This window comes from Streptomyces sp. NBC_00210 (assembly GCF_045160975.1).
Taxonomy (GTDB): Bacteria; Actinomycetota; Actinomycetes; order Streptomycetales; family Streptomycetaceae; genus Streptomyces.
In genome coordinates this window covers 1435210-1460892 of sequence record NZ_CP108120.1, presented here as the reverse complement: position 1 = coordinate 1460892, position 25683 = coordinate 1435210, and the positions used below count along the sequence as shown (strand labels likewise).

The following is a 25683-nucleotide window of genomic DNA, read 5'->3' as shown; positions in this document are numbered from 1 at the left end:
ACGTTGCGTAGGATAACGAGATGCGTTTCCAGGCCGTTGTAGTACTACTGACCGGACTGCTGCTGACTGCCGGGTGCACCTTCTTGTCGGAATCAGAATCGCGTGCCGCCGAGGATGCCGTTTCAAGTGATGTTCGGATGACGGTCAGCTCGGCCAAGGCGGCATACACCCGGCAGGAGCAGATCGCCCTTTCCATCGGCCTCACCAATACCGGAAGCACGGACTGCACGGTCAGCCGCGTCTCGGAAGGCGCCGTGACGATTGTGTCGTTCCTCCGTGACGGCGTGCCCGTGGCGCCCGCGCTGACGAACGGCAGCTACATCGACGGATTCGCGGCCTTCCTGTCCGCCAACCTCGTTCCGTTGCGTCCTGGCGCCTCGTTGTCTGTGCCGTGGACGAGCGAGGGGGGTACCTCGGTGGAGGACCGTCGGGCGCTGAGCACCTCGAGCCTGGACAACCTCGATGAGGCCGCGCTCGCGTTTTGGGCGGTCGACGCACCCGGGAAGTACGAACTGTCTGCCCGGTACGTCCATCCCCTGCCGCCCGCTGCAGCGCCGGCCGGTAGTCCCTGCCTTGCCTCGAGTGAAGCGGCCTCGGTCGCGTTCACCGTGACCGGAGGATGACGTTGACGACCGTGTGGCACCGGCTTCGGCGGAGGGCGGTGGTCCCGGCCGCCGCCGCACTGGCTTTCACACTGGCGGTCGCGGTCGCGACGCCTGCAGCGGCAGTGGTCGACGTCGGAGACGGCCTGCACGGCGTCTACGACGGTTGCATCGCCAAGTTCACCGCCGCGGGCAAGCGCGATCTCGTCGACCAACTCGACCGATCGCCGAACAAGTTCAAGTTCGAGAAGTCGCCCGGCACCGTCTCCAACCCCGACTGGTGGACTTCCGAACGCGCCGCCAACGGGCAAGGCACCGGCGGGACGACCAAGTGGAACCCCAACGACACCACACCACTCCCTGGTGAAGACCCCGACGTACACCGCGATACCTGCGCCACGCTCTACCACGAAATGAGCCACCTCGCGGATTACGACAAGGGAACGAACCGGCGCGACACCTGCCGCTACATGAGTGCCGGAAACGAAGTCGACACCGGCATCACAGTCGCCGAAGTCAAAGCGACCCGAAAGGAAAACGAGTACCGGGCCACTCAACCGGGTCTCCTTCCACGCACCAAATACGGTCAGGGCAAGCCCCTTCCGCCCGAGGGCACCGACTGCCTGGACAAGCCAGACCCTCCGCCGTCCCAGGGTGGCTGCGGCGCAGGCTGCGCGATCGGCACGGGCGACCCACATCTGACAACGTTCGACGGCCTCTTCTACGACTTCCAATCGGTGGGAGAGTTCGTGCTCACCCGCACGTCCGCCCGCGAGCCTGGCATCCGCCACCTGGACATTCAGGGCAGGCTGAGCCCGCTACCGGGCCTGACCACCGTGTCGCTCTTCTCGGCGGTGGCCGCCGACGTGGGAGGCGACCGGGTCGGGGTGTACCTGGAGCATTCCGGTGCCGTACTCCGCGTGGACGGCAAGGCCGTCGTAGCGTCGAGCGGCGTACGCGCACTGCCGCACGGCGGAGAGATCGAGCAACGCGGTCCCGACACCGTCGAGATTCGTTGGCCGGACCGGTCCGTGCTGCTGGTGGAAGCAGTGGGGACATCGTCGCTCACCGTCTCGATCTACCTCGCGGATGCCCGCAAGGCAGCAGTGGAGGGGCTGTTCGGCAATGACGACGGTCGGACCGACAACGACCTGGTGGTGCACGGCGGCCCCACGCTCGGTACGACACCGGCACCCGAAGCCCTGCACTCCACCTACGCGGACAGCTGGCGGGTGACGCAGAGCCAGTCACTGTTCGACTACAAGCCCGGCCAGACCACCGGCACGTTCACCGACCGTACGTTCCCGCATGAGACCGTCGTGGCCGCCGATCTCCCCAATAGGGCCGCAGCCGAGGCGATCTGCCGCAGCACCAACGTCACCGCGGCGCGATCTCTGGAAGCGTGCATTGTCGACGTCGGACTCACCGGCGAGATCGCGTTCGCCGCCGCGGCGGCCGCCACGCAGAAGCAACTCGCCGCAGGCACGGCAACAGAGTTGTCCGTCTCGCAGCCCGGCGGTGAGGCCGAGCTGGCCTTCGACGGAATGTCGGGCCAGAGGGTCTTCGTGGACGTGCTGTCGTCGAACCTGCCCGACCAATGCGATGTTCTCCATCTGATGGATCCGTCCGGAACGAAGGTGGCCAGCGGCTGCATCGTGGACGGCAAGGGCTTCGTCGATGCGACCGCCCTGACTGCGACGGGCCGGTACAGGGCGGTTCTGGCCCCCGCCGATGGTGCAACCGGCCAGGCGGTCGTGCGAGTGATCACGACCGTTGATCAAGTGGGCGCGATCTCCAAAGGCGGTCCGCCCGTGAGCGCGGGCGTCGGCCGGGTCGGCGGGGAGAGCCGCTTCTCGTTCACTGCTACCGCGGGGCAGAAAGTCTTCGTGGACGTGCCCGAATCCACCCTGCCCGACACGTGCAACGTCTTCAGACTGCTCGATCCCGCAAACGACGTCATCGCTCATGGCTGTGTGGCAAACGGCAACGGCTGGATCGACGCCGTCACCCTGCCCGAGTCGGGCCGGTACACGATTCTCATCGATCCCGCCGACCGCACCACCGGCGTCTCGCAACTGCGCCTGATCGACGCCACCGACCAAGTCGGAACCATCACCGTCGATGGCCCCGAAGCCGTCGCGAGCATCGCTCAGGCCGGCGCCGCAAGCCGCTTCCGCTTTTCGGGCACCGCCGGACAGACGTTCTTCGTCGACGTACCCGTGTCGACGCTGCCCGATCAGTGCGACGTCCTCAAACTGCTTGGACCCGGTGACGAGGTCCTCGCCAGCGGGTGCGTGACCAACGGAAAGGGCGGCATCGACGGCACCGTTCTGCCCACCACCGGTGACTACACGCTCCTCGTCGACCCCGCCGACCGGACCACTGGCGCGGCACACCTGCGCCTGCACACCTGAAGTCCCGGCACCGGCCAAGAAGCCATCGCATTTGGCGAGTCTGCGGTAGCAGATGAGGGTACAGGCGATGCTCGTGAAGGCTAGGAAGTGCTTTGCTTTGCGCTCGTAGCTTCGGTGGAGACGTCGACACCCTGCGAGCCAGGCCATGGTGCGTTCGATGGTCCAGCGGTGGCGGCCCAGTCATTGCGAGGCGCACCGCCATCATTTTCGCGGCGACCCACGTCTGGGTCGTCCTCGGCTGTGGCTCACGGCGAGTGATCAGGTGGATACGTAGTGTGCAGGCGATGTGGCGACGCGCGCTACAAGCATTCGGCGGAGACTGCTACAGGTCACTGACCACGGGAAATGCAGGTGAGGGGCACCTCGATCCCCTGGTATTGTTGTCCATGTCGCCGCGGGGAACCGCGGCCGATCACCTGGTCCGGGTGGCGGAATGGCAGACGCGCTAGCTTGAGGTGCTAGTGCCCTTTATCGGGCGTGGGGGTTCAAGTCCCCCCTCGGACACATTGAGAAACCGACGAAACGGGTCTCTGCCAGTGACGAAAGTCCTGGTGAGGCCCGTTTCTCGTTGATCGGACAGCTTGTAGGGCGTGCCGAAGAGGCTGCTCAACTCTCTGTCGGCGCGTTCCGCGTAACGCGTTCGGACAAGGACTCGGCTGCCGCGGCGAGGTATGCCCAGGGCCGTTGCCGTCCGCCGCTCACGGCGGCGATCCCGGCCACGTCGTAGCGCGAGGTCGCGAGGGACCAGGCGAGGTTGCCCGCCATCAGGTGGCCCATGCCCTCCACATAGTGGTCGATGTGCCCGCGCACCTCCGCAGGCACACCCCGTTCGCTCAGCGTCCTGGGAAGGGTGGCGGCGAGCTGTGCGAATCGGGCAGTCCGCGCATTGGCGAGGGCGGCGATGCGCTCGACGGACCGCTCCAGGGAGCAACCCTCCTGTTCGCACAGGACGATGACGCTGTTGTTCACATCGCCGGCGGCCAGTTCCTTGGCGAGCGAGACGATGTCGTTGACGAAGATCACCACATCGCCGGTGATCTCACGCATCTCCCGGAGTGGGGAAGAGTCGTGCAGCTCGTCCGGCAGGGTGTATCCGCCGCACCGCTCGGTGAAGTCGAGGCAGGGCTGTACGCCTATGGAGTCCCGCCGGACCTTGAGGAACTGCTCCGGAGAAGGCAGGCGGTCCGCATTCCGGTGGCGTGCTTCCCCTTGATGGGCGGCCATGTAGGACTGCCAGTGCGTACGGAACCGACGCTGCCAGCCGTACGGAGTACCGGCGGTGGCTCGGCGCCAGATGTCTCGGAACCCCTGGACGAGTGGAGGGCCCGCCCTGCCGGGTGCCAAGGGCGCGCCCTCCGCCGTCATGGTCCGTACGAGGGTGGCCACCACATGCTCGATCGCCTCGGGCCGCATCCCCAGCCGACCGTCGAACTGGTCGTCGAAGATGAAGAACCATGCGTTGAAGTCGGCCGCGAGCTCAAGGTCGATGCCTGTGGCGTCGGGGTAGAAATACGCCATCAGCCGCTCGAGCCGCAGCGCGTCGTACTCTGCCGTCTCGGCTTCCCCCGTCAGCAAGCCCAGCTCCTGCAGCCACTGCAGTGTGTGTCGCCGTGCCCGCTCCGCGTGCGGGCTGAAGCGGGCAGGGAACGGAATCCTGATGGCGGCAGTGCGCCGGGTCGGGTCCGCAGGGACCGGGTGAAGGCCGGAAGTCATCCTGTTCGCCATACGCACCCCCTGGGTGTCGCGGCGTGTCCCGCCGGCTCGGCGGTGCAGGTCTGACGCGTTCGCGCCGCGCTAAGAGGCTAGGTGCCGCATCAGTCGAACGACCGTGAGCGACGGGTGTCATGTGGCGCGATACCGGCGTACGCGACCGCGTACGCGCCCCCTGAAGAGGCGCATCGGGAGGCGGGGGCAGAGGAACCGCCGTGCGGTCGCCGGTATTACCAGAATCCATTGGTCTCCGTGGGCAAGACCTCCGCAAAGGACTACGGACCGTCTCCGCGGGCGTACCCTTCGCATACTCGGGGACCGACACACGGCCGAAGGAACGGATGTGGCCTACACAGGAGACCGGCCGGGGCGACCGCGCCGACTGCTGCTGGAACGTGACGCGGAACTCGCGGCACTGGATGCCCTGTTGACCGACCTGGGCGCGTCGTTCACAGGGGCGGCCGCACCCTGCACGGGCGGCTTGGTGGCGTTAGCCGGGCCGGCCGGACTCGGCAAGACCACACTCCTCAACGAGGTGCGCAGGCGGGCCGTGGCGCGCGGCTGCACGGTGCTCTTCGCCTGCGGAGGAGAGCAGGAGCAGGGTGTGGCATTCCATGTCGTACGCCAGCTCGTCCAGCCCGTACTTGCGGCCGGTTCCGAGAAGGAACACCGCAAGATACTGGGCAGTTGGTATGACATCGTCGCCCCTGCCGTGGGCTTGGTGGCGGGGAACGGCAACGCCTCCCCCGATCCGCAGGGCGTGCGGGACGGCCTGGACTGGATCGCCACCCGCTTCGCCGTGCAACACGCGCCGCTGGTGGTGATGCTGGACGACGCCCACTGGGCCGACGCCGAGTCGCTGGCCTGGCTCACCGGCTTCGCGCCGCGGGTCAGCGAGCTCCCGATGCTACTCGTCGTGGCCTACCGCTCCGATGAACTCCCCGTCGATGCGGTGGCGTTCGGCAGGCTGACCGAACGCCTTGGATCGCGGCCCTTCGACCTCGTACCGCTCACCCCCAGCGGGGTCAGCCGCATCGTCCGGGAAACTCTGGGTGAGGAAGCCGATGAGGCGTTCTGCCGAGAGAGCTGGGCGGTCACCGGAGGGAATCCTTTCGAGACCGTCGAACTCGTCGCCAAGGTCGCGGATCGCGGGCTGAAGCCGCAGGTCGTCCACGTGCCCGAACTGCGGGAGCTCGCCTCCGCGGTGAAGGGCGGCGGGCTCGTCGAGCGGCTGGAGCGGCTCGGCACCTCCGCCGTCCGGTTCGCCTGGAGTGCCGCCGTGCTGGGCTCCGAGGCGTCCCGGAGCCTGGCCGCGAGCGTTGGCGGCCTGGGCGAGGCCGAGTCCGCCGACGCCGTCGCCCGGCTGCGCGAGGTCCGCATTCTTGCCGACGCAGCTCCGGACGCCCCCGACGACGACCGTTTGGAGTTCTTCCATCCGCTGGTCGCCACCGCCGTCTACCGGGCGATTCCCGCGGCGTTCCGCGTCGCGATGCACGGCCAGGCCGCCGCGATCGTCTCGAGCGCGGGCCTGGGCGCCACCACGGCTGCCCGGCACCTGCTGGAGATGCACCCCGAGAGCGACCCCTGGGCCGTACGAACGCTCCGCGAAGCCGCCCGCGAGTACCTGCGGGCAGGTGCTCCCGAGGCCGCCCGGCGCTGCCTCGCCCGGGCGCTGCGCGAGCCACCCGCCCTGGAGGAGCGGGCCGACCTCCTGTTCGAACTCGGCTGCTCCGCCCTGCTGACCGAACCCGCGACCACCGTCAACCATCTGCGGGCCGCACTGGACGAGCCCGTCCTCGACCCGGCACTGCGCGAGGCCATCGTCTACCGGCTGGCACAGGCCCTCGGCCACTCGGACCGGATGGCCGAAGCCGCCGAGACGGTTGCCGAAGCCGCCCGCGGGGCCACCAACACAAGGACACGGCTGCGCATGCAGGCGGAGCAGTTCATGTGGAACGCCTTCCGGGCCGACGAACGGGACTCGCCCGCCCGCTCGCGCAGGCTGGCCCGGCTCGCCGAGCACCTCACCGGCCGGGGCATAGCGGAGCGGTACATCCTGGGGCTGCGCGCCTGGGACGCAATGGTGCGCGGCGAGCCTGCGGCCACCGCGCTCCACTACGCGGAAGAAGCCCTCGGCGAAGGCCTCAAGTGGACCGATGAGCAGTGGGGTTTCGAGGTCCCGGTCCTGGTCGCTCTCACTTTCATGTACTGCGACCAGCCCGGACGAGCGGAGGAACTCTTCAACAGGGGCATCGCGGAATGCGAGAGCAGGGGCTGGCGCGGCGCCCATCTCTCGTTCGGATACACGCTGCTGGGCTATATCCGCCATCGCCGCGGACGCCTCGACGAGGCCGAGACCCTGGTCCGCGGCGGGCTGCGGATCGCGGACAGGGTCGGGCACCAGGTGCCCGCACAGTACTTCGCCATCGGCATCCTCATCGAGATCCTGCTTGCCCGCGGCCGCATCCAGGACGCCCAGGAACTCGCCACCACGTACAGCTACGGCGAGGTAGTGCCCAGCGCCGTGGTGTACCCGGACTCCCAGACCGTCTACAGCGAGCTGCTGCTGGCCCTGGGCATGCGGCGGGAAGCCGAGCAGCACCTCGTCCAGGTCGGCGAGCGGCTCGAACCGCGCGGCATGCGCAACCCCGCCTGGTGCCCCTGGCAGCTCCACCTGGCCCAGGCAGTGGAGGTTTCCGACCCGGAACGGGCCCTCGAGCTCGCCTCCGAAGGTCTGCAGAGAGCCCGCCGATTCGGCACCCAGTCCGCCATCGGGCAGGCGCTCCGTACCATGGCGTCGGTGACCCACGGTGCGGAGCGGGTCACCCTGCTTGCCGAGGCCGTCGTACACCTCGAGCGCTCCCCGTCCGGCTACGACCTGGCGTGTGCGCTGGTGGACCACGGAGTCGCCCTGCGCCGTGCCGGGCTGCCGCAGGACGCCGCCGAGCAGCTTCACCGTGGACTGGAGGGCGCCGTGCAGGGCGGGGCCGACGCACTCGCCGCACGGGCCCGCGAGGAGCTGGACGCAGCCGGTCTGTGGCCGCTCCAACTGCGCACCGCAGCCACGGATTCACTCACCGCGCAGGAGCGGACCGTGGCCGAATGGGCCGCTCGCGGCTGGTCGAACGCCCGCATCGCCGAGGAGCTGGGTGCGCAGGACCGGGTGGTGACCCGGCTGCTGTCGGACATATACCGCAAGGTCGGCTCCGATCAGGTGGGACTGCCGAGGCTGATCGGGATGCAGGGAGGTGCGTCGCAGACACCGCATGACTGAGCCGTACGAGTGCGCGGCCGGGCGGACGCCAGCTGAGGGGGCGCCGCCTACGGCTCGACGATATGCCGCAGATAGGCGTGCGGGTCGGCGAGATAGCGGCGCCAGTGGTCCACGACGCCGAGCTCCCGCCAGGCGGCCCTCCGCATACCGTGCTCGCCGACCTCGACGATGTCCGCGCCCGGCAGTGCGGTCAGCAACGGTGAGTGCGTGGCACAGATGACCTGGCCGCCCTCCTTGGCCAACCGGTCGATGTGCCCGATCAGTTCGAGGCACGAGGAGAACGAGAGCGCCGCCTCCGGCTCGTCCAGGACGTAGAGCCCGGCGTGCAGGAACTTCCCGCGGAACGCCGCGAGAAAGCCCTCACCATGGCTGACCGAGCCCGGCGAGAACCCCTCCCTGCCCAGGGCGTCCAGCGCGGTCTCGGCCCGCAGGAAGAAGCCCTTGCGGGCCGACCAGCTCGTGACCATGCGGCGCCCGCGCGGGGCAGCGTCGAACCTCATCCGCTCGCCGAGTGCCGACTTGCCACGCGCGGAGGCGTAGCTCCAGTCGTGGGAGCCGCCGTAGGAGTCCAGACCGAACCCCTCCGCCAGCGCCTCCACCAGGGTCGACTTCCCCGAGCCGTTCTCGCCGACCAGAAAGGTCACCGGCGCGGTGAAGCGCAGCCCTTCGTCGAGCAGTTGCCGGACGCAGGGCACCGACCAGGGCCAGGCGTCCTCGTCGTACGAGGAGAGATGGGCATACGCGCGTTCGACAATCACCCGACCAGTGTCGCCCGCGCTCAGATGTCCGGGAACGCGGGCGGAGTGCCGAGAGTTCCGGCAATGACCTGCCAGATCGCTGCCTGCGCGGCGTCGAGGGTGACCCGCGGGTCGTCGAGCATCAGCCGGATACCGAAGCCGTCGCACAGAGCGAGAATCAGCGTGCTGGTGGCGTCGATGTCGCAGTCCGCGAATTCCCCGGTGCCGATTCCCCGCCGCAGTGCCTCGGCGACCCAGGTGTGGAGCTGGTCGTACAGGTCCACGGTGAGATGGTGTGCGGATTTGTCCCGCAGCGCCCGCACCCAGAGCTCCTGCCAGAGCTTCCAGTCCTGCCTCAGTTCCGGGTCCGTGGGCAGCATGCTGTGAATGATGCGTGCCAGCGTGACCGAGGCCGGGACCGAGTCGGCGTCGCGTTCGAGTTCGGTGCCGGTCTGGGCGAAGGAGTGCGTCATCGCTTCCGCGAAGAGCTTTTCGCGGGTCTCGAAGTGGTAGTGAAGCAGAGCCGTCGATACGCCGGCGTGCTCGGCGACCATGCGCATACGGATCTTCTCGAAGCCGACCTCGGCAATCACTTCGCACGCGGCGGAGAGAATCCGCTCACGCGTTTCCAGCGTGCGTTCGGCCTTGGCCACGTTGCTGCTCCTGTTCCGTATCGCCGCGACTGTGCTCGGCGGGGCCCGTCTGTCCGCCCCGCGCCTGTCCATCTTCCCGTATCTCCGCCGGCTCCGGACCCCGGGCCCCTGGCCGCAGGCGTCGCGAAACGCGGGCCGCGCTGTGCCGACTCATCGGTACGTGTGGAAGCCCCGGCCCGACTTACGGCCGAGCAGGCCCGCGTCGACCATCCGGGCCAGCAGCGGCGGCGGGGCGTACAGCGGCTCCCGGAACTCCTCGTACATCGACTCCGCGATGGCCTGCGTGGTGTCCAGTCCGATGAGATCGGTCAGGGCGAGCGGACCGAGCGGATGGGCACAGCCGAGGGTCATGCCCCGGTCGATGTCCTCGACCGACGCCGTACCGGACTCGACCATCCGTACCGCGGCCAGCAGGTACGGAACGAGCAGCGCGTTGACGATGAACCCGGCGCGGTCCCGGGCGCGGACGACCTGCTTGCCCAGCACATCGGAGGCGAACGCCTCCGCGCGCTGTGCGGTGCTCTCGCCGGTCAGCAGCGACGGCACCAACTCGACCAGGGGGAGGACCGGGACGGGATTGAAGAAGTGCAGGCCCACCACGTGCTCCGGGCGCGCCGTGGCCGCGGCCAGCCGGATGACCGGGATGGAGGAGGTGTTGGACGCCAGAATCGCGTCCTGGCGTTTCACGGTCGCGTCGAGCCGGGCGAAGACCTCCACCTTCGCCGCTTCGTCCTCGGCGACGGCCTCCACGACCAGATCCCGGTCGGCCATCAGGTCCATGTCCGTGGTCGTCGCGATCCGGGCCAGCGCGGCATCCCGGTCCTCGGGGGACAGCTTTCCGGCGGCGGTGGCCCGGTCGAGTGAGCCGGTGACGCGTCGGTGCCCGGCGTCCGCTGCCGCGCGGCTCGTCTCGACCACGATCACGTCTCGTCCCGCCCGTGCGCACACCTCGGCGATACCGGATCCCATGAGGCCGCAGCCGACGATCCCGATCCGTTCGATATCGGCCATTGCTTCTCCTCGGTTCTCTCTGACGGTCTTACGGGTCGTGCGGCTGCGGGCCACCGGGCCGCCCCCGGGCCCGGTCGCGTGGACCGGGCCCGGCGGCCCGCCTGCGTTCAGCCGGCGGTGGGCATCTGCAGAACGCCCGTGCCCCGCTTGACCAGTTCACCCGCGATGATCAGGCGCTGGATCTCGGAGGTGCCTTCCCAGATGCGGTCGACGCGCAGTTCGCGGTAGAGGCGTTCCACGGGATAGGAGCGGTCGTAGCCGCGTCCGCCGAAGATCTGGACGCACCGGTCGATGACCCGGCCGGCCGCTTCGCTCGCCGACAGCTTGGCGATCGCCGCCTTGGCGTGCAGGGTCTTGCGGTCGGCCCGCCCTTCGTCCACCTCCCAGGCGACCTGGTGGGTGTAGGCGCGGTTGACGGCGATGTCGACGGCGCAGTCGGCGAGCATGCCCTGGATGAGCTGGAAGTCGGCGATGGGGGAGCCGAACTGGCGGCGCTCGACCGCCCAGTCGCGGGCGAGCTCCAGCGCCCGCTCGGCCGCACCCGTCGTCCGCGCGGCGATCATCAGCCGCTCCTCGGTGAACCACGACCGCGTGATGTCGTACCCGTTCCCGATGCCGCCGAGGACCGCGTCCTCGGGGACCTGGACATTCGTGAACGTGAACTCGGGGTGCTCGTAGACGAAGGTGTGCATGAAGCGCGGCACCCGGGTCATCTCGATGCCCGGCGTTTCCTTGTCGACGAGGAACAGGGTCGGGGCCCGCTCCTCACCGGCAGCGGCCAGCACAATCATGAAATCCGCGTGGTCGCCGACGGTGACGAACCACTTCTCGCCGTTCAGCACCCAGCCGCCGCCGGTCCGCGCCGCGGTGGTCTCCAGATTCTGCGGATCCGATCCGGCCTCGGGCTCGGTCACCGCGTAGCAGTCACGCCGCCTTCCCCGGATGACGGGGACGAGGTACCGCTCGCGCTGCTCGGGTGTGCAGAAGCGCAGGGCGTTCGCCGGCCGCCACACCGTGTCCCACAGGGCACCGGTGAGCCGGCCGAGCTCCTCCTGGACGGTGGCCTGCTCCAGGATCGTGAGGCCGGCGCCGCCCCACTCCGTCGGCATGTTGACGGCCTGCAGCCCGCTGCCGAGCACGGCGTCGCGGATCTCCGCATGGGCCTGCGGGGGCAGGCCGTTGTTCTCCTCGCAGTCCAGCTCGTACTTCATGATGAAGTCGGTGAGCCCGCGCGCGGAGCTCTTGAGCTCCTCCTGACGGGCGGTGAGGCGGAAGTCCATGTCATTCCTCGAAGTTGTCGGGTACGAAAGGTGTGCCGGCGGAGGCGAGGGCCGGGGGAGTCAGGAGGCGGGCAGCGCGAGTGCCCTGGTGCCGCGCTTGATGAGCTCGTTGGCCACGATCAGGCGCTGGATCTCGGAGGTGCCTTCCCAGATGCGGTCGACGCGCAGTTCGCGGTACATGCGCTCGACGGGGTACGAGCGGTCGTAGCCGCGTCCGCCGAAGATCTGGACGCACCGATCGATGACCCGGCCGGCCGCTTCGCTCGCCGCGAGCTTCGCCGTCGATGCCTTGGCGTGCAGGGTTTTGCGGTCGGTGCCCGGCTGATCGGCTTCCCAGGCGACCTGGTGGGTGTAGGCGCGGTTGACGGCGATGTCGACTGCGCAGTCGGCGAGCATGCCCTGGATGAGCTGGAAGTCGGCGATGGGGGAGCCGAACTGGCGGCGCTCGACGGCCCAGTTACGGGCGAGCTCGAGCGCACGCTCGGCCGCACCCGTCGTCCGGGCGGCGATCATCAGCCGCTCGTCCGTGAACCACTCCTTCGTCAGCTCGTAGCCGTTGCCGACGTTGCCGAGCACGTCCTCGTCGGGGACGAAGACATCGGTGAAGGTGAACTCGGGATGCCCGTTCACGGCGGAGTGCATGAAGCGCGGCACGCGCGTCATCTCGACGCCGGGCGCATGCTTGTCCACGAAGAACAGAGTCGCCGCGCGCTCCGGGCCCGCATCGGCCTGCACCAGCAGGAAGTCGGCGATGTCACCGCAGGTCACGAACCACTTCTCGCCGTTCAGCAGCCAGCCGCCGATAGTGCGATCGGCGGTGCTCGTGCCCGAGCCGGGGTCCGAGCCCGCTCCCGGTTCGGTGACCGCGAACGCGTCGAACCGCTCGCCCCGGACGACGGGAAGCAGATACTTCTCCCGCTGTGCCTCCGTGCCGTACGCCAGCACGTTGGCAGGCCGCCACGGGATGTCCCAGAGGCAGTTGGTGACCTTCCCGAACTCCTCCTCGACGATGACCTGGTCGAGCAGGGACAGTCCGGCCCCGCCCCACTCGGCCGGCATGTTGATCGCGTACACGCCGGCGTCGATCGCGGCGCGGGTGAGCTCGCGGACCGTGTCGGCGGGCAGCGGACCGCCCGCCTCCTCCGACTGGTCCTCGTACTGCATCAGAAGCCGCGCATACGCGGCGGCCCGCGCCTTGAGGTCGGCCTGCTCGGATGTGTAGCGGAAGTCCATGGTGTCCTCCGAAAGCGGTGGTGAGGGGGAGTGGGTGTCAGGCGAGTACGGCCCTGGCGTCCAGGGCCAGTGCGCCGTCCGGGCGGACCAGCAGCGGGTTGACCTCGAGTTCGGCGATCTCCGGGTGGGCCGCGGCGGCGGCGGTGATGCGCTCGATGACGGCCGCCGCGGCCGCCACGTCGACGGCCGGCCGTCCGCGGACGCCCGCCAGTAGCGCGGCGGTACGCAGAGCGCGCAGCAGATGTCCGGCCCGGCGGGCTGGGACGGGCGCCAGGGAGAAGGCGACATCGTGCAGCGTCTCGGTGAGGACGCCGCCGAGACCGACCATGGCGACCGGACCGAACTGCGGATCGCGGTTCACTCCCACGATCAGCTCGATGCCGTCCGTGAGGTCGGCCATCGCCTCGACCGAGTAGGAGGGAGCGCCGAGCCGGGCATGCATGTCCCGGTAGGCGGCGGTGAGCGCGTGCCGGTCCGCGAGCCGCAGCGCCACGCCACCCGCGTCGGACTTGTGCAGTACGTGCAGGGCTTTGAGTACGTATGGGCCGGTGAACTCCTCGGTTGCGGCGAGCAGCCCGGCCTCGTCGGTGATCTCGCGTGCCGGCGGGAACGGCACACCAGCCGCACTGAGGAGGCCCCGCACCCCGTGGTAGCCAGCGTCCCGCAGCGGGGTCGCCGCCGGTGGCAGCGGGGCGACACCGGGCGGACCGCCCGCATCGCGGACAGTCATCGCCGCAAGCGCGCGGGCGGCGTCCTCGGTGCAGGAGAACACCGGTATCCCGGCGTCGGCCAGCACCTGGCAGCTCGTCGACCGCGGATACATCGACTGGACGACCAGCGGCTTGGGCATTGCTCTTCGGTGCGTGACGATCGCCCGTGCAGCCTGCAACTCGCCCTCGGCGAGCGCGGATCCACCGCCGCCGAGGCCTCCACCGAGGCCTTCACCGAGACCGCCGTCGGAAGCCGCGTAACCGCCGAAGTAGCCCGTCATCAGAACGGCGTCGACCTCGTCGGTGGCGAGCAGCCCACCGACCGTGTCGGCGTACGACCCCGGGTTCTGCTCGCCCATCCCGGCCAGGTCCACCGGATTGCCGACCGCGGACTGCTCCCACAGCACCGTTCTCAACTTCTCCTGGACCGCTGCCCGGAGTTCGGGCACCTCGAGACCGGCGGCCTCGGCGGCGTCGGCGGCGATCGCGCCATGACCTCCGCCGTCCGTGAAGACCGCGGTACGCCGTCCGCTCGTACGCACGCCTGCGTTGAGCGCGGCGAGGACGACGGTCATCTCGCGCGGCGTGGCGACGAGTTCCACGCCGGCGTCACGGCACGCCGCGGCCACGACGTCGGACGAGGTGGTGAGGGCGCCGGTGTGCGACTGGGCGCTGCGGGCCGACGCGGTGCCGCGTCCGGCGGTGAGCAGTACGACCGGCTTGCCTGCCGCGGCCGCCGCCCGGGCGAAGGCGCGGCCGTCCCCGAAGTCCTCGGCGTACACGGCGATGGCCCGGGTGGGTTCGTGCCGCGCACAGTCCTCGACGAGGTCGACGAGTGTGACATCGGCCTGGTTGCCCAGGGAGACGAAGCGGGAGAAGCCGAGGCCGTGCGGCGCGCAGCGGAGCTGGAGCTCGAGTGCGAGATTGCCGCTCTGGCTCAGCAGGGCGATGTCGCCGGGCGCGAAACCGTCCGAGGCGAGGTACAGCTGGGTCGTGTTGTCCGCGATCCCCAGGCAGTTGGGGCCGACCAGGACAGCTCCGGCGGCGCGTACGCGATCGGCGATCGCCCGCTGCCGGGCCAGTCCTGCCGGGCCCGTTTCGGCGAAGCCGGCGGTGATGCCGACGATCGCCCGGGCTCCGCAGGCCAGGGCGTCGTCGACGGCGGCCTCAAAACCGGGACCCGGTACGGAGATGACCACCAGATCGACGGGTTCGCCTATCTCCGCGAGGCTGGTGGCCGCGGCGCGGCCCAGGACCGTACCGCCGCGGCGGTTCACCAGGTGCACGGGCCGCCGGTCGGGGGCGCGCAGCGCCTGTGCGGCCACCGCGTGGCCGTACTTCGCCGGGTCGTTGCTGGCGCCGATCACGGCGACGGACTTGGGGTCGAAGAGAGCGGTCAGATCACGTCCCATGTCACTTCTCCAGCCGGAGGGCGGAGTTGGGGCAGGCCTCGGCGCAGGCGCGGGCCGAGTCCTCGCCGCCGTCCGGCACCGGTACCGCGACGACCGTCGCGTAGCCCCATTCGTCGAGCTCGACGAGGCCGGGGGCATGCTCCTGGCAGAGGCCGTAGCCCTGGCAGCGTGTGGAGTCCAGAAAGAGTTTCACGGTGTTCCTTTCAGCGCGGGCACGGGGGAGGAGCCGGGCGGTGGGGCATCGGACGGGGTCGCGTCCATGACGTCCGGTACGGGCACGGAGAGCCGGTGGCCGCCGCCGGTAGGGCTTGCGTCGCAGGCCGGACAGGGGGTGCCGAGGTGGGCCCGGACGGATTCGGGGAAGGAGCGCAGGAGGCTTCCGGCGGTGCCCGCGGCGGCGTCGAGCAGGCCGCACGCGCCGCGCCCGGGCAGGCCGGACGACCACCTCAGCAGCCGTTCGACGGAGTCGGGCCCGGCCGTGCCGGCGATCAGGTGGTGCAGGGTGTCGCTGATCGCGGCCGTGCCCGACACACAGACGCCGCACTGCCGGGAGCTCTCGGCCGCGAGATGGTCGAGGGCGTCGGCGGCGAGTGCCACCGGGCACTCGCCCGGGGCGAGGAAGCGGATGGCTCCGCAGCCCAGCGCCGTGCCCGCGGCGGTGAGCGCGCCGGGATCCAGCGCGAGGCCGAGCGATTCGGCACCGATCAGCCCGCCGAAGAGCCCGCCCATGAGCGCCCCGGTGGCATCGGGAGTCCCCTGGGCCGCGGCCAGCGTCGCCAGCGTGGAGCCGTACGGAACTTCGGTGAGCAGCCCAGTGCCATGGGCGCCGGACAGCGTCAGCAGCGTGGTGCGGGCGATCCGGTCGCGCAGTTCCGGCCGGGCGGCGATGAGGGCGATACGGGCCAGCGTCTCGACGTTGGAGACGAGCGTCGGCTCGTCCCCGACTCCCCGCTCGAACGGCCGGGGCGGCTTGGCGGTGGGCAGGGCGGGCCCGCCGTTGATCCGCCGTACGACCGCGGTCTCCTCGCCGGCGACGTAGGCGTGCTCGGTCTCGATCACCTCGACCGGCAGCCGTGGCGGGCGCTCGGCGAGGGCCCGGCGGACGCGTGCGCCGGCCCGGGCGTCGGAGAGGTAGATGTAGCCCCGTACGGCTCCGGTGATCGCGGCGGCGCGGGCGAGGCCGTCCAGGACGAGATGGGGCCGGGCCCGCAGCAGCCAGCGGTCCTTGACCGAGCCGGGCTCGCCCTCTTCCCCGTTCGCCACCACCACCGGAGCACCGCCGGCGTCACGGACGGTCCGCAGCTTCACGGCGACGGGGAATCCGGCGCCGCCACGGCCACGCAGCCCGGCCGCCGCGATGTGGGCCAGCAGCACGTCCGGGCCCACGGCGTCCCGGTAGCCGCCCGTCGCGGCGTACGCCCCGGCGCTCTCCGCGACGGCCGGTGCCGCTCCGAGCAGGGAGCCCGTCCGGGCCGAAATGTGGGACCGGATCCCGGTCATCCCCGGCCTCCTTCCGCTACGTGGGTACGCAGGGTGCGCACCGCGTTTTCGAGGGCTGTGCGGTCCGCCGCGGTCCGGCCGTATCCGGGTCCCGGAAGGCCGATGAGCATGCGGTGGTGGTCGAGCACCACCTCTGCGGCGAGCAGGGCGGCCCGGGGGTCGCCCGGGCGGGAGCCGTCGGCGACGGCGGTCACCAGATCGGTGACTTCAGCGAGATAGCGCAGCCAGCCGCGCCCGCTGCCGTGCAGGATCAGGGTCTCCACGCGGCGGCGCTCGGCGGCCGCCAGTTCCGGTGGCGCCGCGACCGCACCCGGCGCACGGGTGCGCAGGGCGGCGACAGTGGGGGGCAGTTCCCGCTCCGGTTCGGGAGTGAGCCCGAGCCAGATGAGACTCCGACGACCGCTCATGCCTGCCTCCGGGAGGGATGGGAGAGCCGTCACGGCCTGACCGGGCCCGGCTGGGCCAGGGGCGCGATGTGCGCCGGCTGTGGCTCACTGCCGGGACCGGGGTGCCGTGCGACGGGGATTCGGCTGTACGGACCGGGCGGGGGTGCCCGGGAGGCTGCCGGCGTCCGGTTCGACGGGATACGTCGAAAGGCCGGGAGCGGCGATGAGGGCTACGCTAACTAATCAATTAGTCAGTCCACAAGTCTTGACACTGCGGAAACGCGGCAGCAATCTGACTGACCAATTAGTCAGCGCGGCTTTCCCGGTGTCCCACCACGGCCCGCAGACAGCCCCTGGGCCGCCTCAACACCGATCGCCGCATTTGCGGCATGGAGGAGTCAGCCGATGCAGCCCGAAGCCCCCGAAACCTCTGCACCAGCAATGGCCTCGGAAGCCCCCGAAGCCTCTGCGCCATCGATGGCCTCGGAAACCCCCGAAGCCTCCGCCGCACTTCAGGACCAGCTCAGCCCCGGGCAGGCCCTGCCTGCCCGCTACTACACCGACGCCGGCACGGCCGCCGCCGAGACCCGGCACATCTTCGCCAAGTCCTGGCAGCTCGTGTGCCACGAGTCCGACCTGCCCGGACCCGGCGCCCGGCTCGCCGCCACGGTCGCCGACCGCGAGGTACTGGTGGTCCGGACCGAGGACGGCAGCCTGGCAGCCCACCTCAATGTCTGCCGCCACCGCGGAACACGCCTGGTCACCACCCCCGAGCCGGCCGGAAAGGCGATCCGCTGCCCGTACCACGGCTGGACGTACAAACTCGACGGACAGCTGGTCGGCGCCCCCGAGGCGCGGCAGATCCCCTGCCTGGACAAACCCAGGCTCGGGCTGTTCCCGGTCCGCGTCGAGTCGTTCCTCGGCTTCGTCTTCGCCAACCTCGACCCGGACGCCGTACCGCTGGCGAAGCAGTGCGCCGGCCTCGGCGAGGCGGTCGGCCACTACGCCGGAACCGATCTGGTGCCCATCGGCCGCAGCCGCATCCACGACCTGGAAGGCGCCGAGGTCCAGCACGCCAACTGGAAGGTCGCCGTCGACAACTATCTCGAGGGCTACCACGTGCCCGTCGCCCACCCCGGGCTGATGCGGCTGCTCGACTACCAGGGCTACACCAGCGAGATACGCGACGCGTACACACTGTTCGCCTCACCGCTGCGCGACAAGCCGTCCTCGAACTGGGCGGAGCGCCTCTACCAGCGCATCACCGCCCCCATGCCCGGTCTGACCGAGGCCGACCGCCGGGTCTGGCGGTACGCCGTGATCTACCCCAACACACTTATCGACTTCTACCCCGACCATGTGCTTGCCTGGACCGCGATCCCGACGGCGGTGGACCGCGTGGCCGTACCCGGAGCGTTCTACACCCGCCGTGGCACCGGACTGCGCACCAAGCTCGCCCGGCGGCTGAATATCCACATCGGCTGGATCACCAACGACGAGGACGCCGAACTGGTGGCCCGTGTGCAGAAAGGACTCACCACACCCGGCTTCGAACCAGGTCCTCTGTCCCGGCGCGAGTCGGCGGTCGGCTGGTTCGCCGGCCGCGTCCGCGCCGATCTGAACGGCGTGGAGCCCTGAGCCGAACCCGTCCCCGCGGCCGCCGGGCAGCACTGAGCTGACCTCCCTCACGGCCGGCGTGGAGCCCGAACCGCCAAGGCCACCCCCCTGTCGAGTACGCCGTCGGTCCCCCCGAACCGACCCCGCGGCTCCCCGGTCCCGCACGTGCATGCGTGCCAGGGACCACCCCGCCCGCACCAGGTGTCCGTTGCCCCGCGGACCCCACGGAGAGGACCTTTTATGTCCCCCGAAGCATTTCCCCCCTCCCGGCGTTCCTTCCTGCGCACCGGCTCCGCCGCGGCCGTCGGTCTCGGCCTGACCGCGGCCGGCTGCGGATTCTCCTCCTCCGGCCCCGCCGCGCAGAAGGCCGAGGACAAACCCATCGACGTCAAGGTCGACGGTGATCTCGTCTACTTCAACTGGGCCGACTTCGTCGACCCGGCCGTCTTCGCCGGATTCGAGAAGGAGTACGGAGTCAAGGTCATCCAGTCGAACTTCGACTCGATGGAAGGCATGGCCGCCAAGCTCAACGCCGGCAACCGCTACGACATCATCTTCCCCACCGCGAAATGGGCCCAGCGGCTGGCGGAAGGAAACCGGCTGCGCCCCATCGACCACACCCGGCTGAAGAACGCCGACGCCGTCTTCACCCACTACGACTACTTCGCCGACCCCTGGTACGACCCCGGAGCCCGGCACACCCTCCCCTTCACCATGTACAAGACCGGGATCGGCTGGCGGAAGGACAAGATCGGCAGCGACCTGGCCGGCTCCTGGGGCGATCTGTGGAACGCCCGGGCCAAGGGCAAGGTGTTCCTGCTCGACGACCGGGACGAAGCCCTGGGCATGGGGGCGCTCAAGCTCGGTCTCGACGTCTCCACGAGCGTCGAGGGTGAGCTGAGCCGTATCACCGACTCCCTGCGCTCGCTGCGGCCCCATCTGCGCGGCTTCTCCAGCGACAGCTACAACAACCTGCTCACCGGCAACGCGGCCATGACCCAGGCATGGAGCGGCGATATGGCCGCCATGCTCAACCAGGCGAAGGACCCCTCGATCTTCGGCTTCGAAGTCGCGAAGGAAGGTGCTCCGATCAACTCGGACTGCTATGCCATCCCTTCCGACGCCCGCCACCCCGGCACGGCGATGCTCTTCATCGACTACATGCTCCGCCCGGAGAACGTGAAGAAGAACATCGAGTACATCGGCTATCCCATGCCGGTCGGCGGCAGCGAAAAAACCTACGCCGCGCTCGTGGAGCCGTTCCCCGAGTGCCAGGTCTCCGCCGACGACCTGAGGGACGAGCTCTACTTCCGCAATGCCACCTCCGAGGGCGAACAGGCCCGCGACACCGCCTGGACCCGTGTGAAGGCCGGCTGACGACATGAAACGACGCACAGATCACGTCCTGCCCCGGCCCCGCACAGGGCCGTCTGCAGGCGGCAACCGGCTGTGGGCCTGGCTCATGGTCCCGGGCACCCTGTGGATGTCCGCCTTCCTGGTCGCCTCCCTCGTCCTGGTGGCCGCACTGGCGCTCGGCACCACCGACCCGCTCGGCAATCCGCACTTCGGACTCAACTTCGAGAACATCACGGCACTGGCCGAACCCGCCTACCGGGCCGTGCTGCTGCGCTCCCTCGGCTATGCACTGCTCACCTGCGTCATCTGCCTGGCCGTGGCCTACCCCGTCGCCTACGCCATCGCCCTGCACGGCGGACGCCTCAAGAACCTCCTGATCGCCGCCATCGTCGTCCCGTTCTTCGCGAACTACCTGGTCCGGATGTACGGCTGGTCCGTCGTTCTGTCCGACGACGGCCCCCTGCTGAAGGCACTGCGCGCCGTCGGGCTCGCCGACAGCGGCACGAAGATTCTCCAGTCCGGCGTGGGTGTCATCGCGGGGCTCGTCTACGGCTTCATCGTGTTCATGATCATTCCACTGTACGCGGCGCTGGAGCGCATGGACGTCTCGCTGATCGAGGCGGGGCGCGACCTCTACGGAGGCCCCCTGCGGACCTTCTTCTTCGTCACGCTGCCCGCCACCCGGCAGGGCGCGGCAGCCGGCTGCGTTCTCGTCTTCCTGCCCGCCATGGGCGACTTCGTCAGTGCCCAGCTGATGGGAGGCCCCGACCAGATCATGATCGGCAACCTGATCCAGGACAAGTTCTTCCAGGGCCAGAACTGGCCGCTCGGCTCGGCACTCACCATGCTCATGATGGCGGTCCTGTTCCTCGGGATGATCGGCTACCTCCGCCGGGCCCGCAAGGACGAAGCGGAGGCGACACGATGACTCTGCGCCCGGCCCTCAAACCGCAGCGCCGCCCCGCCCCCCGCCCGCTCCGCGCCGTGGCCACGCGCACGGGAAGCAACCCGGCCACCGGCGCCTCCCGCATCCGCACAACCGCCCGCAGGCGCCGCCGGGGCACCGACCGCAAGCCCCGCTTCGCCCTCGCCGTCACGGTCGCGTTCTTCGCGCTTCTCTACCTGCCCATCGGGGTCGTCGTCCTCTTCTCCTTCAACTCCCAGAAGTCCCTCACGGTCTTCAAGGACTTCAGCCTCCGCTGGTACTCGGCGTTCTTCCGGGACGATGTCCTGCTCGACTCGCTCGGCATGAGCCTGCGGGTGTCCCTGGTCGCGATGGCCGGTTCGCTGATCCTCGGCGTGGCACTGGCACTCGGCCTGGTCCGCTGCCGCAGCCGCCTCGGCTCCCTCGCAGGCCTCATCATGCTCGTCCCCCTGATCACCCCCGAGATCGTCACAGGGGTCGCGGCCATGATGCTCTTCAAGGGCATGGGCGTCACGCTGTCCTCCGGCACCGTCATGCTCGCGGAGATCACCTTCTCCATCTCCTACGTGACGGTCATCCTCCGGTCCCGGATCGCCGCCCTCAACCCAGAGGTCGAAGAGGCCGCGATGGACCTCGGAGCCACCCGCTGGCAGGCGCTGCGTCTGGTCACCCTGCCCGCGCTGCTCCCCAGCATCCTCGCCTCCGCCGTACTCGTCTTCGCCCTCGTCTTCGACGACTTCGTCCTCGCCTACTTCACCACCGGCGTCGACCCACAGCCGCTGTCCGTCCGCATCTACTCGGCGATCCGGTTCGGCGTACAGCCCACCATCAACGCCGTCGGCACCCTGATGCTCGCCGGATCCATCGGCCTCATCGCCCTCGCCCTGTTCATCCCGCGCCTGTTCGGCCGTCGCGGCGGCCTCGACCTCCTCTCCGGGAAGTGACACCCGTGACCACGACGACCACCACGGCCGCCCTGGCGGCGACGGACACCGCACCCGCGGTCCGGCTCGACTCAGTCAGCAAGAGCTACGGCGACTCCTTCGCCGTCCGCGACCTCACCCTGGACATCGCGCCCGGCGAGTTCTTCTCCCTCCTCGGCCCCTCCGGCTGCGGAAAGACCACCTCGCTGCGGATGATCGGCGGATTCACCGACCCCACCGACGGCACCATCCTGCTCAGCGGCGAAGACGTCACCGCCCTGCCTCCCAACAAGCGCAACGTCAACACCGTCTTCCAGAGTTACGCCCTCTTCGACCACCTCACGGTCGCCGACAACGTCGCCTTCGGTCTCAAGCGCGCAGGCGTCGGCCGCACCGAGATACGCGAACGCGTTGCCGGCATGCTGGAGCGGGTACAGCTCGGCAGCCTGGCCGACCGCAAGCCCCACACCCTCTCCGGCGGCCAGCGCCAACGCGTCGCCCTGGCCCGCGCCCTGGTCAACCGCCCCCAAGTCCTGCTCCTCGACGAGCCGCTGGCCGCTCTCGACCTCAAACTCCGCCGCCAGATGCAGGTCGAACTGAAGCAGATCCAGCGGGAGATCGGCATCACCTTCGTGTTCGTCACCCACGACCAGGACGAAGCCCTCACCATGTCGGACCGGGTCGCGGTCATGAACGAGGGCCGCGTCGAGCAGTGCGGCACCCCCGAGGACGTGTACGAACGCCCGGCCGGCAGCTTCGTCGCCTCGTTCATGGGCACCTCCAACCTCGTGCCCGGCATCTACCGTGCCGGTGAGGTCCACGTCGACCAAGGCCCCGTACTCCCTGTCGGGCCCCGCGCCGGCATCAGCGACGGCAGCCGGGTCAGCCTGTCCATTCGGCCGGAGAAGATCTGGCTCTCCGACCTCGAACGCGGCATGACCCGCGTGAACGGCGTCGTCCGGGAAACCGTCTACTCCGGCCCGACCACCACCTACCTGATCGAACTCGCCCCGGGCATCACCCTTTCCGTACTGGAGCAGAACACCGACCGCTCCCGCATGGAGGACCGCTGGAGCGGCGGCGAGAGCGTCGAGATCGGCTGGAAGCCCGAACACTGCCTGGTCCTCGACTGACTGCCCGCCCCGCAGCCGATCCAGCGAAGGAACGCCCCCATGAAACACGATGTCATCGTGCTCGGCGCCGGTCTCGCGGGTCTCGCCGCAGCACGGGACCTGGCCGCGGCAGGAGCGCACGTCCTCGTCCTCGAGGCCCGCGAACGGGTCGGCGGCCGCGTCGAACAGACCACGCTGCCCGACGGCCGGCTCGTCCAGCTCGGCGGCGAAGTCGTGGGCCGCGCCCACACCTCGTATCTCACCCTCGCCGCCGAACTCGGCCTCACTCTGATCCCCAGCTATGTCGCCGAGCCCGGGGTCATCGCCCGTGCCACACCGGAGGGAATGTCAGCCGGTGACCCTCCGCACTGGTTCGGCCCCGGCGACGACGCCTGCCACCAGGGGGTCACTGCCGCATTCACGGCCCTGGCCCGCACCGTCGACCCGGACGACCCGTGGTCCCACGCCGAAGCCGCCGCCCTCGACAGGATTTCGGTCGGAGACTGGCTGCGCTCCGAGGGCGCGACCCCCGCCGTCGTACGCCTCTGGGAGATCGGCCAACTCGCCCTGGCCAGTGGCTCGTACGAACGGACCTCGCTGCTCGCCGCCCTGCGCAAGCACGCCGCCGTACCCGGCACCGGGCATGCCGACCACTACGACTACGAGGACTGGGAGGGTCTGCGGGTCGCGGAGGGTTCGGCGACCGTGGCGCTGCGCATGGCGGACGGGCTCGGTGAGCGGATACGGCTCGGGGCACCGGTCGACGCGATCACCGTACGGCCGGGCGGCTGCACCGTACGCCTGACCGGAGGCGAAACCCTCACCGCCGGTGCCGTCGTCAGCGCGCTGCCCGTCGGCCCGCTCCGCTCGGTCACCGTCACCGGGGTCCCCGACGAACGGCTCGCCTCGCTGCACCAGCAGCGCCAGGCGGTCGCGGCCAAGTTCGTCGCGGCCTACGACAAACCCTTCTGGCGCGCGCACGATCTGAGCGGCCTCTCCGAATGCGAAGGGGTCCTCGGCAGCACCTGGCCGCAGAACGAGGGCATCCTCTCCGCGCTCATCCCGCCCGAGCGCTACGGCGTACTGCTCGGCATGCCCGGCCGGCTGCGCGTGCCCGAACTGCTCGGCGACATCGCCCGCCTCTACGGCGACGAGGCCTACAAGCCACTCACCGCGTATCTGCGGATGTGGGGCACCGATCCATGGACCCAGGGCTACGTCACACAGTGGACCCCCGGCGACGTCATGGCCGTCGGCCCCCGGCACGGCACCCATGAACCGCCGTTCTATGTGTGCGGCTCCGACCAGTGGGTGGCCGGTTATATGGAGGGCGCGGTACGCACCGGCCGCGCCGCGGCGAAGGAGGCGCTGCGTCGTGGCTGAGCCTTCTGCGTTTCCCGCGATCCTCAACCACATGGCGGGAGCCGAACTCCCCGCCGCCTCCGGTGAGTTGATGGAGCTGACCGACCCGGCAACCGGAACAGTGCACCGCACCGCACCGCGCTCCGGACGGGCCGACACCGACGCCGCGTGTGCGGCGGCCGCAGCCGCGTACGACCGCTGGTCCACGACCACTCCGGCGGAACGGCAGCGCGCGCTGCTGCGCATCGCCGACGCCATGGAGGCCCACGCGGACGACCTCGTGGCCGCCGAGGTCGGGGACACCGGCAAGCCCGCGGGCCTCTTTCGGTCCGAGGAACTGCCCGCGATCACCGATACCTTGCGCTACTTCGCGGGAGCCGCCCGGAACCTGCCCGGCGCCGCCGCTGCCGAGTACACCGAGGGGCGCACCTCGGTGCTCCGCCGCGAACCGGTCGGTGTCTGCGCCCAGATCACCCCGTGGAACTACCCCTTGATGATGGCGGCGTGGAAGATCGCCCCGGCGATCGCGGCCGGGAACACGACCGTGCTCAAACCCGCCGACACCACCCCCTCCTCATCAGCCCTGCTGGCCCGGATCGCGGCCGAACACCTGCCGCCGGGCGTGCTCAACATCGTCTGCGGCGACCGGGACACCGGCCGGGCACTCACCGCCCATCCGGCCGTCCGGCTGATCGCGGTCACCGGCAGCGTCCGGGCCGGCCGGGAGATCGCGGCCGCCGCCGCGGCGGACCTCAAGCGGGTCCATCTCGAGCTCGGCGGAAACGCTCCCGTCATCGTCCACGACGATGTGGACATCGAATCCGCGGCGGCGGACCTCGCGGCGGTTGCGTACTACAACGCCGGCCAGGACTGCACGGCCCCCACCAGGTTCCTGGTGCACCACCGCATTCACGATGCGTTTCTCGCGGCGTTCTCCGCCCGGGCACAGAAACTGCGCACCGCGGCGCCCGACGAGCCGGACGCCGACTACGGCCCGCTCAACAACGCTGCTCAACTGGCCTCTGTGGAGGCCCTGTTGAGCCGACTGCCGGATCATGCCGAGGTCGTCACCGGGGGTTCTCGGATCCGAAGGCCCGGATACTTCCACGAGGCGACCGTGGTCGCCGGTGTCCGCCAGACCGACGAGATCGTGCAGGAGGAGATCTTCGGACCGGTCGTCACCGTGCAGCCGTTCTCGGACGAGGACGAGGCGCTGCGGTTCGCCAACGAGGTGCGGTTCGGCCTCGCGGCCGGCGTATGGACCAAGGACCACGACCGCGCGATGCGCGCGACTCGCGCCCTGGAGTCCGGGATCGTGTGGGTGAACACGCACGGCACCACGGTGTCGGAGATGCCGCACGGTGGGGTCAAGCACTCCGGCTACGGCAGTGATCTGTCCCTGGCCGGCCTGCTGGACTACACCCAGGTCAAGCACGTGATGCTGTGACGTCGCGACAAGCCGGGTC

20 protein-coding genes, 1 tRNA gene and 1 pseudogene are annotated in these 25683 nt (G+C 69.9%); 11 read left to right on the top strand and 11 right to left on the bottom strand.

What is annotated here, in order from left to right; all coding sequences use genetic code 11:
• Positions 1-20: 20 nt before the first annotated feature.
• Complete coding sequence (locus OG729_RS06600) at positions 21-623, top strand: hypothetical protein (RefSeq protein WP_405804887.1); 603 nt, start codon at positions 21-23, stop codon at positions 621-623.
• The gene (locus tag OG729_RS06595) at positions 620-3016 is read left to right on the top strand and encodes a VWD domain-containing protein (RefSeq protein WP_405804885.1); all 2397 of its coding nucleotides are present in this window, start codon (positions 620-622) and stop codon (positions 3014-3016) included. Before OG729_RS06600 ends, OG729_RS06595 begins: the two co-directional genes overlap by 4 nt.
• 48 nt (positions 3017-3064) lie before the next feature.
• On the opposite strand, the pseudogene OG729_RS06590 reads toward OG729_RS06595, so the two are convergent.
• A pseudogene (locus tag OG729_RS06590) lies at positions 3065-3196 on the bottom strand (transposase); the annotation flags it as partial.
• Between the two features lie 239 nt (positions 3197-3435).
• On the opposite strand from OG729_RS06590, the gene OG729_RS06585 reads away from it, so the two are divergent.
• A tRNA-Leu gene (locus tag OG729_RS06585) sits at positions 3436-3520 on the top strand.
• 102 nt (positions 3521-3622) lie between these two features.
• Here the strand turns inward: OG729_RS06585 and OG729_RS06580 are convergent.
• Positions 3623-4729 (bottom strand): isoafricanol synthase, encoded by a 1107-nt coding sequence (locus OG729_RS06580; RefSeq protein ID WP_405804884.1) that lies wholly within the window; start codon positions 4727-4729, stop codon positions 3623-3625.
• 340 nt (positions 4730-5069) lie between these two features.
• On the opposite strand from OG729_RS06580, the gene OG729_RS06575 reads away from it, so the two are divergent.
• Positions 5070-8000 (top strand): ATP-binding protein, encoded by a 2931-nt coding sequence (locus OG729_RS06575; RefSeq protein ID WP_405804883.1) that lies wholly within the window; start codon positions 5070-5072, stop codon positions 7998-8000.
• Positions 8001-8047: 47 nt separating this feature from the next.
• Here the strand turns inward: OG729_RS06575 and OG729_RS06570 are convergent, their stop codons facing one another.
• The 9 genes from OG729_RS06570 to OG729_RS06530 all read right to left on the bottom strand — a co-directional run bounded on the left by OG729_RS06570 (position 8048) and on the right by OG729_RS06530 (position 16943).
• Positions 8048-8758 (bottom strand): AAA family ATPase, encoded by a 711-nt coding sequence (locus OG729_RS06570; protein ID WP_405804881.1) that lies wholly within the window; start codon positions 8756-8758, stop codon positions 8048-8050.
• A 20-nt stretch (positions 8759-8778) separates the two neighbouring features.
• On the bottom strand, positions 8779-9390 hold the full coding sequence (locus OG729_RS06565) for a TetR/AcrR family transcriptional regulator (RefSeq protein WP_405804879.1): 612 nt from the start codon (positions 9388-9390) through the stop codon (positions 8779-8781).
• Between the two features lie 150 nt (positions 9391-9540).
• Positions 9541-10401 (bottom strand): 3-hydroxybutyryl-CoA dehydrogenase, encoded by an 861-nt coding sequence (locus OG729_RS06560; protein ID WP_360881072.1) that lies wholly within the window; start codon positions 10399-10401, stop codon positions 9541-9543.
• A gap of 107 nt (positions 10402-10508) precedes the next feature.
• Entirely contained in the window at positions 10509-11681 is a 1173-nt protein-coding gene (locus tag OG729_RS06555; RefSeq protein WP_405804877.1) for an acyl-CoA dehydrogenase family protein, read from the bottom strand.
• A 60-nt stretch (positions 11682-11741) separates the two neighbouring features.
• Complete coding sequence (locus OG729_RS06550) at positions 11742-12914, bottom strand: acyl-CoA dehydrogenase family protein (protein WP_405804876.1); 1173 nt, start codon at positions 12912-12914, stop codon at positions 11742-11744.
• 37 nt (positions 12915-12951) lie between these two features.
• Entirely contained in the window at positions 12952-15036 is a 2085-nt protein-coding gene (locus OG729_RS06545; RefSeq protein WP_405804874.1) for an acetate--CoA ligase family protein, read from the bottom strand.
• A 1-nt stretch (position 15037) separates the two neighbouring features.
• Positions 15038-15229 (bottom strand): ferredoxin, encoded by a 192-nt coding sequence (locus tag OG729_RS06540; RefSeq protein WP_405804873.1) that lies wholly within the window; start codon positions 15227-15229, stop codon positions 15038-15040.
• Entirely contained in the window at positions 15226-16536 is a 1311-nt protein-coding gene (locus OG729_RS06535; protein ID WP_405804871.1) for an NADH-ubiquinone oxidoreductase-F iron-sulfur binding region domain-containing protein, read from the bottom strand. The genes OG729_RS06540 and OG729_RS06535 overlap by 4 nt, the downstream gene beginning before the upstream one ends.
• On the bottom strand, positions 16533-16943 hold the full coding sequence (locus tag OG729_RS06530; protein WP_405804869.1) for a hypothetical protein: 411 nt from the start codon (positions 16941-16943) through the stop codon (positions 16533-16535). Before OG729_RS06530 ends, OG729_RS06535 begins: the two co-directional genes overlap by 4 nt.
• A gap of 456 nt (positions 16944-17399) precedes the next feature.
• On the opposite strand from OG729_RS06530, the gene OG729_RS06525 reads away from it, so the two are divergent.
• The 7 genes from OG729_RS06525 to OG729_RS06495 all read left to right on the top strand — a co-directional run bounded on the left by OG729_RS06525 (position 17400) and on the right by OG729_RS06495 (position 25664).
• Complete coding sequence (locus OG729_RS06525; RefSeq protein WP_405804867.1) at positions 17400-18560, top strand: aromatic ring-hydroxylating dioxygenase subunit alpha; 1161 nt, start codon at positions 17400-17402, stop codon at positions 18558-18560.
• Between the two features lie 219 nt (positions 18561-18779).
• Entirely contained in the window at positions 18780-19916 is a 1137-nt protein-coding gene (locus OG729_RS06520) for a spermidine/putrescine ABC transporter substrate-binding protein (protein WP_360881090.1), read from the top strand.
• Between the two features lie 4 nt (positions 19917-19920).
• On the top strand, positions 19921-20823 hold the full coding sequence (locus OG729_RS06515; protein ID WP_405804865.1) for an ABC transporter permease: 903 nt from the start codon (positions 19921-19923) through the stop codon (positions 20821-20823).
• A complete protein-coding gene (locus OG729_RS06510; RefSeq protein ID WP_360881094.1) occupies positions 20820-21764 on the top strand; it encodes an ABC transporter permease in 945 nt (314 codons plus the stop codon). The genes OG729_RS06515 and OG729_RS06510 overlap by 4 nt, the downstream gene beginning before the upstream one ends.
• Before the next feature lie 5 nt (positions 21765-21769).
• Positions 21770-22876: an ABC transporter ATP-binding protein gene (locus OG729_RS06505; protein WP_405804862.1), complete on the top strand. Its 1107-nt coding sequence runs from the start codon at positions 21770-21772 to the stop codon at positions 22874-22876.
• A gap of 39 nt (positions 22877-22915) precedes the next feature.
• Positions 22916-24238 carry a flavin monoamine oxidase family protein gene (locus tag OG729_RS06500; RefSeq protein ID WP_405804860.1) on the top strand — a complete coding sequence of 441 codons (1323 nt, stop codon included), beginning with the start codon at positions 22916-22918 and terminating at the stop codon, positions 24236-24238.
• Between the two features lie 31 nt (positions 24239-24269).
• Positions 24270-25664, top strand: a complete 1395-nt coding sequence (locus OG729_RS06495) for an aminobutyraldehyde dehydrogenase (RefSeq protein WP_405811070.1) — start codon at positions 24270-24272, stop codon at positions 25662-25664.
• Positions 25665-25683: the final 19 nt, after the last annotated feature.